The following is a 13,415-nucleotide window of genomic DNA, read 5'->3' on the forward strand; positions in this document are numbered from 1 at the left end:
CAGAGTCTCTGCGTTCATTTTTACGGGTCATTATTTCAGCACTTTATTCCCTCAGCACCTCTCATTTCGGGATTTCTGCGGATCAGGGTCTCTACAAGTTCTGTAATAGAAAAGGCATCAATCCCCAGATAGTTAGCGATTTCAACAACCGGTGGCTGGGTAAGAGATGCTTTCCTGAGGACATCGATATTCTTTATAACATCTCTCCCCTTTCCATCCGCTATAATCCGCCCTTCATTCATCACAAGAATCCGTGTGGAATAGAGCATTGCGATTTCAATATCATGAGTACAGAACACAAGCGTTGAGCCTTTATTTTTAAAATAGTCCATCATCTGCTCTATATTCACTCTGTCCTGCCCTGTTGTAGGTTCATCAAGAAGAATAAGCTCGGGGTCTATGGAAATTACCGAGGCAACAGCTGTCCTTAATCTCTGCCCTCTGCTCAGGGACTGGGGAAGATCCTGCTTAAGATTTAGAATCGACATCGCTTCAAGGGAAATTCTTGCCCTTTCCTCTATATTTTCGAATTTTAACTGGAGAGGTCCGAACTTTGCCTCTTCCTCTGCCGAATCGCAGAAAAGCATAAGATCAGGGTTCTGGAATACGAATCCGATTCTGCCTGCAAAAGAGTACGGGGTTTTTGATTTTGTGTCCTCCCCGAAAACCTTTACGCTCCCTTTATACGGCTTGAGCATGGCTGCAAGGTTCAGAAGCAGGGTTGATTTGCCCGAGCCATTCGTACCCATAACCGCAACCCTTTCACCCCTGCGGATTTCCAGGTTTATGCTTTTGAGCACCATCCGGTTTTTCTCATATCCGGACCACAAATCCCGGATTGAAATCAAAGGTTCGGTATCTTCCAATGAGTATTCAGGAAGTTCCATCTTTCTCTCCGGGTCAGGACGCGTTAAATATCTCCTCGTTTTTTCTTTAAAGCCCCCTGTGGTCAGCAGGGGAAATGTTTCTTCCGCACTGAAAGGGCTTGCCTTTATTCCCAGGGTGTGGCAAAGTTCAACCGGTTCCGGAACCCGAAGCCCAAGTCTGTGGAAGATCTCAAGATGGTCAAAAGCTTTTGAGGCGGGCTGGTCGAAGATTATTTTTCCGCTTTCCATTATGACAACCCTATCTGCAAAAGGTGCGAGTTCGTGCAGCCTGTGCTCAACCAGCATAATGGTTATCTTCATTTTCCTGTTGAGCTCCCTGACAGTGTTCAGGATTTCCCGGGTGCCCAGAGGATCCATCTGGCTTACAGGCTCGTCCATGGCAAGAATTTCAGGCATCATCGCGAGCATGCTCGCAATGCAGACTCTCTGTTTCTGTCCTCCGGAAAGAGCATTCGTTGAGTTCAGCCTGTGTCCTGACATCCCTACCATCCTGAGAGCCTCTCCTATCTTTTTATCAATCTCTTCCCTTTCCAGGCAGAGGTTTTCAGGCCCAAAAGCTACTTCATCCTCAACGGTTGTAGAAAATATCTGATCGTCTGGATTCTGAAACACAAGGCCGACTCTTCTTGAAAGTTCCATCTGGTTTGAGTTTCCTGTCTCTATCCCGGAAATCTTTATGCTGCCAGAAAACACTCCTCCGGATTCATGGGGAATTATGCCGTTAAGTGTTTTCAGTAAAGTGCTCTTTCCGCAGCCCGTAGGCCCGGTCAGGAGGATAAATTCTCCCTCTTTTATTTTCAGGTTGACCCCTTTTAAAGTCGGTTCCAATCTCCCCGGATAGGTGTACCACAGATTTTTGATCTCTACTACTGTACTACTCTTATTCTTTGTCATTTTACCATCTCCCACTGCACAGCTCTGATTTTGATAATTCTATTTTCTCCCGCCTTATTCTGCCACCTTTTTCAGCCTGTTCCCCAGGCTTATTCCGAACCAGGCTCCTATGAAAGTATAGAGAAATCCGTCGATCAGGATATTCGCTGTTATGTACCAGTTGCTGTAAAACAGCCGATAAAGCACCATCCAGACACTGAAGGATGTATACCCGCTGACCATATCTGCAATTCCGCAGACAACCCCCACCCTGAACCTGTTCTCAGGGTCCGGGTTTTTGCCGGTTATGCCTGCAGCATACATCATAACCTCCAGAATTACTGCACTCATAGACAGTGTTATAAAAGTGATAGGGGTGAAACTCCCGGTTATAAAGCCCCCAAGCAGAAACCTGACCATCATAAAAAGGCTTATAACTCCTGGTTTAGGGATCAGGACAACAAGGGAGGCAATCAACATGTACAGAAGGATCTCATAAAAGAGCCCGGTAAACAGGAAACTGAAAGGTCCGAATATCGCATGAGACAGCTCCCACAGGACCGTCATTGGCAGGTTTATGGCTGCAAAGGAAACGGTGCCGAAGAGGGAAATCAGCACAAGGTTGCGGGTCTTGAATCTGTCCATTATCTCTTTTGACTTTATGAAGAAAAGGCTAACTGCAGTCACTCCAAGCAATGTGGAGGCAAATGTGATCATTATGGGCCCCCACTTTCTTGAGATTGCTGTTACTTTTTGGCTCTGAGTTGCTGCAACCCAGTCGCTGCCTGTGAGTTTAGCGTCCACTCTGAGCAGATAGTCTCCTCCCATCGCATTATCCGAGATATAAAGGGGAAGGCTTACCAGTGAACTTGAGCCTGGAGGAAGTGTTATTGCAGCATAGCAGAAGGTATCTGCTTTCATTCCCATTATTGTGGGCTTGAATGCCTTTACAGGCTCTCCGGTCTTGATATCAAGAATATCATAGGTAACTACAACTGGGACTGTACTTTCGCCTTTATTGGAAACTTCTACTCCCATAAAGGTTGAAGTTAATTCTTTCCTGTCGATCTGGAGGTCTGTGGCTTTTAATAGCTTTTTAAGGGCAGGCGACGTTTCCCGGATAACCAGGGTATTGGAAAGGTGGCTCGGGTCTCCATATCCGTCCTCATCTGACGGTATTATCAGTGCGGAGATTGAGACTTCATCTGCAATTTCCTCTTTTGAAGCAACCCTCAGCCGGGTTCTGCGCACAATGGTATGATTATTCCCTTCTATGTCAATAACTGCGGTTGCAGTGATATCATAGGTTCCGGAAGGCAAATTCTCTGGAATATAAATATCCACTAGCCTGTACCAGTCATCATACTCGGTCTGGAGAGAAAATGAATGGACAGGAGTGTCTCTGAGGACGAAACCCTCGGGTAAATCAAGATCGAGGGTCACATTCATGTTTCCTTGATAATAGCTCTCAAAAAACACATATGCTGAGAGGTTACTGCCTCCTGCTGCAAGTCCGCTGCCTTCCACACCGTGCGGAGCCTGAAGTATGAATGCAGTCATTTCTTCAAGTTCGAAGTCCTCCTGTACCCGGGCTGCTGCCGGCTGTAAGACAAACACCAGTACAAGAAGGAGAAAGGCTATGTTTTTCATTCCGCAACCTTTTTCATTTGAGGATTTTCCGGATTTCCTGCATCTTTTTATCCCAGTCAGGAACATCTTCAAAGCTCATGATATCCACACTCCCGCCCTGAAACTCTCCTTCTCCTGCCAGCTCTTCCATCCAGCTCTCAATTTCGAGATAAGAGTTTTTCAGCTCTTCCAGAAGTTCAGGATCAGGGTCCCAGAGGCCTCTTGACTGCGCTTCAAGGAGCCGGCGTGCCATCTCCTCAAGGGCATAGGGATTGTTCTCTTCAAAGAACCTGCGCATTTCTTCATCGAGTACGAATGTCTTTGTGATATCGTCAAAGATCCAGTCATCCACTTCCTGCGTAGAAGCTTCCCAGCCGTAGACTCTTCCAACCCTTTTGGAAATGTCCTGTGCACCCTTGTACCCGTGCTGTTTCATACCCTCGATCCATTTAGGGTTTAAAAGCCTCGTCCTTACCACCCTGCGAAGTTCGTCAGCCATATCCCGGACTTCTACATGCTGTGGCTCTCTCGTATCTCCTAAATAGACTCTTACATCCTTTCCTGAAGCCTGCTTTGCGGCAGCTGTGAGCCCTCCATGGACTCCAAAGTAGCAGCAGCAGCCAAGGAGGTCGTATTCGTCACTGACCACTTTATTGAAGGTAGCGTCAACGGTCTTAAGGCTTGAAGCAAGCTGGGCGTGAGCCACTTTGCCTTTTACATCTTTTCCGTATGCATAGCCATTCCAGTAAAGGAAAATATCTGCAAGGTCTTTTTCATCTTTCCAGGCACTCGCATAAACCGCAAGCTGCACCCCTGCCGAATAGGTTCCGGGCCTGCTTGAAAAGATCCTTAATGTAGATTCTCTTGCATCAGCTCCTTCTTCAATCATCCTGAGGCTGTGTTTTCTAGGATAGTTCATTTCTTCAGGTTCGTTAAGAGAAACTACAGCCTGGATAGCCTCATCTATTACCTCCAGGCAGTTCGGGAAATTATCCCTGAGGATTCCTGAAATCCTTACGGTAACATCAATTCTGGGCCTGCCCAGCTCTTTAAGCGGAATAACAGAGAACCCTTTCAGGTGCCCGTTGCTGAGCCAGATAGGTTCGACTCCTAGCAGGCTCATTATCTGTGCCATTCCCTCTCCGTCAGCCCACATGACATCATTTGCCATCCAGTAAAAGCCCACGTTCTCAGGGTAACGGCCTTCATCTTTTAGATGCTTATTGACCAGCACTCCTGAGAGCTGCTGTCCAACCCTCCATGCAGCTTTTGTAGGGACGCGCCTCGGGTCAAGAGAATAGAAGTTCCTGCCTGTAGGCAGTACATCGTCTTTTCCGCGAATTATAAGGCCTGAAGGACCCGAAGGGATGTATCCTCCTTCAAAGCCGTGAAGAAGAGATTCTATCTCCAGAGAGGCATCAATTCTTGATTCAAGGTCAAGAATCCTTTCACAGATTGCAGCAGCATCCTGAGAAAATATCGGGTTTATTCTCTGCTCCGAAAAGCTCTGTTCCTCATCAAATCCGGAATCTGTGATTGTTAATTCTACAAAACTTTCTTCTGCAATACTTTGACCTTTAAAACCCTGCTCCGTAAAATCCCGCTCAGCAAAACTCTGCTCTGCCAAAATCTGTTCCGTCAAAACCTTATCCGTATTATTTTTTTCTGTTAATTTCTGCCCTGAAAAAATCTCCCTGATTATTGAGGAAGGCTCTTTTTCCGGGTCATTTATAAATGTCCTGATGAAGTCTTTTGAGAGTGAATCAATCTCTTCAAGCCTCTGCCCGTTTGATTTCCCATTTTCTGAAATCCGGCTCTGGTCAGAAATAAGTTCATCAAGGTCAAGCCCCAGAATTTCTGCAACCAGCCTCCGGATAGAAATCCGGCTTCCCACACTTTCCTGGTCATCATATCTTAAAATCGAGTTTATGAATTCAACTTTTTTCTCGTCTTGAGGGATCTGCCCAAAAATATGCATTCCGTGATGGACCTGGCTGTTTCTTATCCTGCCCAGTGCTTCATGAGCCTTTTTTACTATTTCTTCAAAAGGAGTTTCATGGTCGGCTTTTATCTCTGAGTCAAGGTTCGATTTTTTAATCTCATCAAGTATCAGGTGTTTTAGAGCGTGCGACCTGCCTTTATCGTGTTTTACCTGTTCGTATTCCCCGAGCAGCCTGTCAAGTTCGTCAAGGCTTTCATAAAGCCCGCCTGCGGTCATGACGGTCTGCATGTGGTCAACAAGACATGCAAGGCTCCGGCGTTTGGCGATTGTACCTTCGGGCGGGTTGTCAGAGTTATAAATGTAAAGATGGGGAATTGTCCCAATTGATATGTCAGGGTAGCAGTCTTCAGAAAGCCCGACTCCTTTTCCGGGCAGGAACTCAAGGTTTCCGTGAGTCCCTACGTGCACAAGCACATCGGCTCCAAAGGTATTTTCAAGGTACCTGTAGGTTGCAAGGTACTGGTGAGTTGGAGGTACTTCAGGGTCATGCAGGATTTTGCAGACTTTTCCATCACACCTGGCGCCTGCACATCCCCTTTTTGGCTGCACGCAGATCACAGCATTTCCATACTGCATTCCAGTGACGACGATTTTATTCTCGTAGACCATTGCAGCAGGAATGCCATTGACTTCTTCCCCAGGCGGTTTTCCCCAGCTTTCAGTTACCTTCTGCCTGACGCGAGGGCTCAGTGTATTGAAAAATTTCTCATATTCTTCCTTTTCCACAAAAGCGAGAACTCCGCCGTTTTTTACGATCTCGTTTATGGGAGTCCACCTGAACTCGGAAATTGCTTTTTTTCTCAGGATGGTGTCTATGAGTTCTTTGCCGTTCCGGGGAGGATTTACATTATAGCCCGCTTCCTGCATCCGTTTCAGGATTCCTGCCACACTTTCAAGGGAATCAAGGTTGGCAGCGTCTCCTACCGAGCCTTCAACTCCCGTACATGGCCGGTTGTGAAGGATAAAAGCAACTTTTCTCTCGTCAACAGTTTTTTTCCGAAGAGTTATCCATTTAAAAACCCTGGATGCAAGTTTTGAACAGCGTTCCTGGATAGGAAAACGTCCCATGTAATTTTCTTCCACTTTGCCTGCACCTATTATAATGGGTTCAATTCCGCCTTCAAACTCAGGCAAAGCAACACTCCAGCCAATCTCAGTGCTTAAACCCTGTGACTCTTTCCACTGTTCTATGGTCATATAGTGCGAAATTACAGGCTGGAAAACAGGGACATCGAGTTTTTTCAGCAGCTTGACACCTTTTGCTGCACATGAGGCTTCCCTCTCTTTTGCTTTACTGCTGGCAATAAAGAAAGGAGAAAGCTTTACAAGACAGTCTATAATGGGTCTGCCCTCTTGCATAAAGTAGGATTCTACGACCTCATCCATGCTCCTGCTTCCAAGTTCCTCATCTTTCAGAGAATATGCAAAAACAGGAATAACGGATAGCCCCAGGTTTTCAAAATTCCTTATCAGATCTTTCTCTATCTCGAGCTCGTTATTTACACAGGAAGTCCTTGACATGAGCAGCCCCACAGTTTTATCGTTCAGGGGTCCGTACCATTTAAGGTACTCCTGAATACCTGAAAACATTTCTCCGGCACGAGGGTGGTAGAGCCCGTCCCAGGGAATTTTTTTTGGAGACTTTACTTCTATCTCAGCCCCGAAGACCTCTTTTAAAAGGTATCTGAGCATGTTGCTGAAGTTTTCTTCCCCTCCGTAGATCATGTATGAAAAACATGTGGCTGCAATCTCAAGTCTAACCGAAGAAAGGGTGAAACTTGAAGGGTTGCTGCCGACACAGATTACGGGTCTATCTGCTTTCAGCGGTTCAAGCCTTTTATAGAAATCTTCCCAGAAAGGGTTGGCTATGTGATAAAGGAAGATAGCATCAGCATTCTCACACGCGGCAAGCACACTTTCGGCTTCCTCGGGATTTTCTTCCAGGATTTTCGAGTAGTATGCCTCAAGCTCTATTCCAAGTTCTTCTGCTACTCTGAGAAGAGTGGGAATGTATGAGTTCCACGTTACTGAAACGATTTTCATACTTCCCCCTCAGGTCAGAATATGCACTTTGTATTCTCCGAGCACTGTGCCGTCTTCAAGCCTTGCAGGAGCTTCCATGGCTGCAATATACCTGCCGTCAGGTGAGATATCGGCAGATATTGTAATACCTTCTGTGCTGTAAGTCTGGATGAGCCTGGAACTTGCGCCTCCTGTTTTTGATACGTCAAAGACGTATACCCCATGTACGCTTCTGTCCTCGGTTACCAGGTTCTGAGCAAGCGGAATTACAAGATAACGGTCGTTCAGTGCACATTCTCCTGCATAGCCGTCCACTCTCCATTTCCAGAGCAAATTGCCGTCATAATCATAGGCAAAGAAAGTGTTCCCGCTGGGGTGTTCAAAAGGAGCATCCTTGTTTTTATCTTTGGAGAATGTGCTGCCTATTGAAAAGATCAGGGTATCATTGACAATGTAAGCATAATTTGCACTGCCGTAGATGGGGACTCCACTCACGACTATCGGGGTTGAGATATTCTGTTCCCATGCGATTTCCGGGGTTCCGGTCTCGACAATCTCGGAATTATTAAATAAAAATGCCCTTCCGTCGCTTGTCATTGTTATCAGCTTTTCCCCGTCAGGAGTGATCTGTGTGCTGTACCAGATTGCAGAATAGTCAAAAAACGGCTCAACCGGCTGGATCTGGTAGCTCCAGTGCTCTTCTCCCGTGTTTCCGTTCAGGATATGGACAGCTCCTTCTTTCCATTTATCTGCCTTTGTAAAGCAGGTAGTGCCAAAAACAGCATATTTCCCATCAGGGGTAGAATCAATCCATGTAACTCCGGAGTCCATGTTTTCGGATTCCGGGAATTTCCAGCGTAAGTTGCCTTCCGGGTCAAAGGAATACACCTTCGCCAGGTATTTGTATTTCTCTCCAATGTAACCGCATGCCCTGCTGGCAGCGACATAAATATTTCCTTCTGAATCAAGTTTTATCTTTTTCATGGCAGGCATATACTTGAGGTCTGAGCCCAGTTCAGTACCTGCCCCGAATTTCCAGATCTCATTGCCATTGAGGTCAAAACAATACAGGAAAGCATCAGGGCTCTCTTCTCCCACAAAAAGGTACTTTCCATTTTCTGAAAACTCTATATCAGCGATTCTTGCATCGGCTATTCCTTTAACAAGCTGCTTTTCCCATAACTTTTCACCCGTTGCAACCTCAATCAGCTCAAGAGAGCCTCCCTGGGTCCCGATTGCAAGATACTTGCTGTCAGGAGAAAATTTTGTTGCACCATCTACATTTGATGACGTCTTTTCGATATCTCCTGGAGTTACATCTTCAAGCTCTATGGTATATTCCTCTTTCAAAGCGGGTTTTGACGGGGCATATGCTTCAATAATGCTGGATGCCTGGGAGCCTGTTATCACTTCAAACCTGTATCTGGCTTCTGGGGTCCAGTCAAAGGAAGCAAAGACATTGTCTGCTGTTTCTCCAATTTCCTGAGAAGCTATCTCTGCATTATCAGAGTAAACCCTTATTTCCGTGATATCTGCCGCACTTTTCAGGGTAAGCAGAGCTCCAGCCCTTGAGAAAACTACTGAGTCTATGGGAACTCCTTCTGCGAAACTGCTTATCTTCTGTACATCCTCTATCCCTGACTTAGAATCTTCAAACGATGCACTGCTGTCTGACTCCTGGGTGTTTTCAGCACATCCTGAAGCCATTAAGATAATAATAAGGACTATCAAAGATTTCCATTTCATACTCTCACCTGACAATTATTAGCCTGTGCTTTCCGATTACATCCCCATTTTCGAGCTTCAGAGGGACTTCAACTGCAGCTACTGTACAGTCCGAAGAGACTGCAGCATTCACAACGACTCCTTCTGTATTGAAAGTCCAGAGAAGCTTTGAGTTCCCATTTCCTGATTTCTGGGAATCGAATACATGGATTCCGTGGGCATGGGTATTGCCTGATGATGTGTCTTTTCCAACTGGCAGGACAAAGAACTTCAGGTCAGGAGAGAAAAAAATTCCTGAACAGCGCCCTCCGAGGCTGTAGGTCCAGGAAGTTTCTCCTGTTTCCGCATCACAGGATACGAGTGAGTTATCAAGGGGATGTGCCATAGGGACATTTCCGGGGTAATATGCAGGAAGTGTAGCTCCGGTAAGGTAGAGTATTTCATTTTCCGATGCGATTTTTGCATTTTCCCCATAAGCATAGATGACACTCCCTTCAAGCTCTTCCGGAGCTGTCACATTGGACTGGTATTTTTCAGAATACCATTCGGATTTCCTATCTCCGGGCTCTTTTATCCTTGAGTCGTAAAACAGGTATTTCCTTCCGTCTCCTGTATAGGCAGTTACCATGGAGCCGTCGTCTGAAACATCAAGCCCGTGCCAGACAGCTGCAGAAACAAAATAAGGCCTTAGAGGCAGGATTTCGTATTTCCAGCGCGTTTTTCCGCTTTCATCCACTGAGTAAATAACAGCACTGGTTTCAAGAGAATTTGTCCAGTCCCCTGTTGAAAAAACGATATTTTTTCCATCCCGGCTTGAATCAATCCAGTTTATACTCAAAGGACAATTCCCCATTTCCGGGAGTTTCCAGGAAAGAGTGCCATCAGGGCCGAACCTGTAAACCCTTGAAGCCAGTTTATATCCGGAATCTTTCCAGTATCTTCCTGCTGCAACATACACAGAGTCATCAGCAGTTGTTATTTTGTATACACAGGGCTGGTTTCTTAATTCCGTGCTGGTTCCCAGGTCATCTGCAGTCCTGTAGCTGCTTATCTCGTCTCCCGTGCTGGCATCAAAGGAATATATATAACCGTCAGAACTCCTTTCCCCTGCAAGCATGTATTTTCCATCTTTTGAAAAAGAGAGGCCTGAAATATTCCCTTTGAGGCCCTTTTTCCAGGACACGCTTTTACCGGCCACATCAAGAACTGCAAGCTCTTTTCCTGTCCCCACAGCTACATATTTTCCGTCTGGACTGTAACTTATGCAGTCATGAGCGTTCGAACGTCCTTCACTTATGTTTTCAGGATTTGTGTCTCCAAGCTCATATTCCCAATAAAGGTAGGGTGAAGACTTTTCATAGGATATCTCATTTCCATGATTAGACTCGCTGCTTGAGTTTTCTACTGTGTTTTCATCGCCTTCATCCGATGATATATTATCGGAAGATATTATTTCGGAAGATACGCATCCTGAGCAAATTAAAAAAATAATTGTAAGTGTAAATGCCGGTGAAATAATCCTCTTTTTCATTTTAAGTCCTCTCTGATTCTCAGGCTCTTTTGATTTCATTATTGACTATAGACTTTCAGGCCTGATATGCTCAAAAGGTTCATGTGCTCGGTGCTGTTGTCCCCGAGCCCTGCACTCACTTTTACAACCCTGATATTTTCAGCAGGGCCGCAGTATCTGGTATAATCCGCAGCTAGATCTCTTTCAACCGGACCCATCGGGATTCCGGAGATTATAGTAGATGGGGAAAAACGCCGCCTGTTTTCTTCATCACGGTAAAATTCGCCTTCAGACTGCGGATTTCTGCTCCCTGCTGCAACATAGTAAATGGATTTATGGTCACTGAACGAGACCTTTAACCAGAGGCTGAAGTTATCCGTATCCTGCCCATTCCATCTCCAGGAGATCTTTCCGGGATGCAGACTTAAATTTTTGTTCCATACTCCTTCTCCGGTCTGTGCAGAGTCTTGAGTGTCCAGATAGAGTGCGCTGTTTTCGCATCTGAGGAAGTCTCCTCCAATCCCGGAGATGTCCTCAAAAGTTTCCTCGTAAATTATCTTTTCAGTCGAAGCTGTTTGAAAATACAATAGCGCCATAACTGCGAAGAGCAGGAATATGAATATCAGTACAGTTTTTTTTCCAGGCGACATAAAAAATGTTCTTAATCTCCCGGTTAATAAATATTTCTAAATTATCTGAAATTTTACAAATATAATCATACTTTTATTAAAATTATGGCTACTTATTAGAACTAATTTTAAAAAATATATTTGTAGATAAATGAATCTTAGATCTGGTCAAAATTGAGCTATTTTACTTTCCAGCTTATTTTTTTCATATTTTCAATGCTTAATGGCTTCTATCTAAATAGAATTATGAGTGTGGAATGATGAAGTCCAAAAATCGCTTTATTTTTTCAGCTCTTTTTTGCATTCATTTGTTTTCTTGAAAGCTTCAAAAAAACGAAAAGATTATTTAGTAATACTAATGTTGCCATTGTTATGTACAATATTCAAAATAATCACTATATTTTGCGACTCATGCATACAATTTTTTTCTTACTAATGGTTTTATTTATTACCATTCCTGCGGAAGGTGCTATTGAACAGCGGGGTCAGATACTGAATATTTCAGCAGGAGATCACCATATTCTCAATGCAGAAAACTGCCCGGGTTTTTATTATTCAACTACTTCCGGAACGTATTACGAGTCTCTGGAACTTACCTTTTCGGAAGACGGGTTTATTGAGACTGGAGATGCAATATATACCTGTAAAGTTACTTCCGGTTCAACTGCTTTTTTCGGGAAGAAATATAAGGTTCTTGAGGACGGGCTAATCACTGAAAGCCTTATCAGTTCAGGCAGCAGGGATCTTCAGCGGGGAAATGATTTTGATCTGGGAAACGGCCGTAAACTGGTTCTTGAGGGTGTGAATGGGAACTACGCCCTGCTTGACTTTCAAAAAAATTCCATATCCATTACTAACAAAACCGTAGAAGAAGGCTCGAAATTTAACTTCACTACAGAGGTCGATGGCACGGAATATGTGATGCTTGAAGGTACTCTGGAAAAGGTCCTCGACAGCAAGGATCCCATTGTGCGCCTTAAAAGTGTAAACCATTATTCGGATACGCCCATTAAGATCGAAAAGGGAGACGAATACGGCAGGTTTGAAGTCACTGCAGTTACGAACAAAAGCATCGAGTTGAAAAACAGCGCACCTATAAGGATGCAGCCTGAAGACCATATAACCATTCTCGACGACCTTATTGATCTCAGAGTTGCTGATAATGTGTATCGGGCGTGTTCTTACAACATGACAGCAGATACCATAAAATCATACAAGATCAGGGGGACATCCTTAACTGTAAACCGTTCTGACTCCTCTCCTGATTCCTGCATCTGGACAGCAGACTCTTTTGGCATGCTTTTTTATGACTCTGAATACGACCTCAGTACTGAAAGACTTGAGATGTCTCTTGATGCGGAAAATGATTGGATCTCCGAAGGGAACCTAGTTTATGAATCCGTGCCTGTTAAGGTAGCATATGAGAATCCTGAAATGATGGATTACGAAGTTGAGTGGTTCAATCAGGGATATTCCGTGCTAGGCTGGAACGGTAAAGAATATGCGCATCTGGGGGCCGATAAAGGGATTGTAAATATCCTTCTGGAAGAAGATGACAGGATTCTCTATCCTGATGAAGAATATGACCTGAAAGAAGGATATACCCTGAAAGTCACGGATCTGGATTCAGATAATGCATGCCTTACTCTTTCCAGGAACAACCTTCCTGTTTATTCAAGTATAATCTCTCCGGGTAAATCGGCAGATCTGGGCACTCACACCTTCCTCTACAAAAAAGAATTAAATGGTGTTGAGGTCCCCCTCTTTTCCGTATATGTTGACAGCGTCATTCAGGGCAAAGAACTCTCTGCTGTTAACCTGAAACATCTCCTGCATTTTTCTGACAGCCCGCTTGAACTGAATTATGGAAAGAGATATGGAGAGCTTACCGTTGTTGAGACTTATCCGAAACTCAGGCTTGAAAATAAGCATGCTGTCTGGTCCGGTTCGGATATCAATGTAACGGAAGATATCTGGATCGGCATGTTTGAAAAAACGACTTCTGGGAAGCGTTCAGTCACCTTTTACCCTTACATGAATAAAGTGGAAACTGTTGAGTCTATCCTTCCTTCCGTTTCAGGCTGGTCCATACCTGCTATGAGCATTGAAGAATACCTGACAGGAGCCTGAAAACCCAC

7 protein-coding genes are annotated in these 13,415 nt (G+C 44.7%); 1 reads left to right on the forward strand and 6 read right to left on the reverse strand.

What is annotated here, in order from left to right:
* Positions 1-35 precede the first annotated feature (35 nt).
* From RSJ42_RS01035 to RSJ42_RS01060, 6 genes are read right to left on the reverse strand one after another with little or no spacing between them, the layout of a single operon-like run.
* Entirely contained in the window at positions 36-1,781 is a 1,746-nt protein-coding gene (locus RSJ42_RS01035) for an ABC transporter ATP-binding protein (protein ID WP_410508895.1), read from the reverse strand.
* 54 nt (positions 1,782-1,835) lie between these two features.
* On the reverse strand, positions 1,836-3,410 hold the full coding sequence (locus tag RSJ42_RS01040; RefSeq protein ID WP_410508896.1) for a hypothetical protein: 1,575 nt from the start codon (positions 3,408-3,410) through the stop codon (positions 1,836-1,838).
* Positions 3,411-3,423: 13 nt separating this feature from the next.
* Positions 3,424-7,434: a cobaltochelatase subunit CobN gene (gene cobN / locus RSJ42_RS01045; RefSeq protein WP_410508897.1), complete on the reverse strand. Its 4,011-nt coding sequence runs from the start codon at positions 7,432-7,434 to the stop codon at positions 3,424-3,426.
* 9 nt (positions 7,435-7,443) lie between these two features.
* Positions 7,444-9,159, reverse strand: coding sequence for a WD40 repeat domain-containing protein (locus RSJ42_RS01050; RefSeq protein ID WP_410508898.1), 1,716 nt, complete (start codon positions 9,157-9,159; stop codon positions 7,444-7,446).
* A gap of 4 nt (positions 9,160-9,163) precedes the next feature.
* On the reverse strand, positions 9,164-10,669 hold the full coding sequence (locus RSJ42_RS01055) for a WD40 repeat domain-containing protein (RefSeq protein WP_410508899.1): 1,506 nt from the start codon (positions 10,667-10,669) through the stop codon (positions 9,164-9,166).
* A gap of 38 nt (positions 10,670-10,707) precedes the next feature.
* Positions 10,708-11,298, reverse strand: coding sequence for a hypothetical protein (locus RSJ42_RS01060; protein ID WP_410508900.1), 591 nt, complete (start codon positions 11,296-11,298; stop codon positions 10,708-10,710).
* A gap of 414 nt (positions 11,299-11,712) precedes the next feature.
* Here RSJ42_RS01060 and RSJ42_RS01065 point away from each other — a divergent pair, with 414 nt between their 5' ends.
* Complete coding sequence (locus RSJ42_RS01065) at positions 11,713-13,407, forward strand: S-layer protein domain-containing protein (RefSeq protein WP_410508901.1); 1,695 nt, start codon at positions 11,713-11,715, stop codon at positions 13,405-13,407.
* The last annotated feature ends 8 nt before the right edge of the window (positions 13,408-13,415 follow it).

Origin of the sequence: Methanosarcina hadiensis, assembly GCF_046529725.1 — an archaeon.
Classification (GTDB): Archaea; Halobacteriota; Methanosarcinia; order Methanosarcinales; family Methanosarcinaceae; genus Methanosarcina; species Methanosarcina hadiensis.

What these genes read in the sequence shown, in the direction of transcription:
- RSJ42_RS01035 (WP_410508895.1), bottom strand. Translation starts at nt 1,781, where the DNA reads ATGACAAAGAATAAGAGTAGTACAGTAGTAGAGATCAAAAATCTGTGG.
- RSJ42_RS01040 (WP_410508896.1), bottom strand. Translation starts at nt 3,410, where the DNA reads ATGAAAAACATAGCCTTTCTCCTTCTTGTACTGGTGTTTGTCTTACAG.
- cobN (WP_410508897.1), bottom strand. Translation starts at nt 7,434, where the DNA reads ATGAAAATCGTTTCAGTAACGTGGAACTCATACATTCCCACTCTTCTC.
- RSJ42_RS01050 (WP_410508898.1), bottom strand. Translation starts at nt 9,159, where the DNA reads ATGAAATGGAAATCTTTGATAGTCCTTATTATTATCTTAATGGCTTCA.
- RSJ42_RS01055 (WP_410508899.1), bottom strand. Translation starts at nt 10,669, where the DNA reads ATGAAAAAGAGGATTATTTCACCGGCATTTACACTTACAATTATTTTT.
- RSJ42_RS01060 (WP_410508900.1), bottom strand. Translation starts at nt 11,298, where the DNA reads ATGTCGCCTGGAAAAAAAACTGTACTGATATTCATATTCCTGCTCTTC.
- RSJ42_RS01065 (WP_410508901.1), top strand. Translation starts at nt 11,713, where the DNA reads ATGGTTTTATTTATTACCATTCCTGCGGAAGGTGCTATTGAACAGCGG.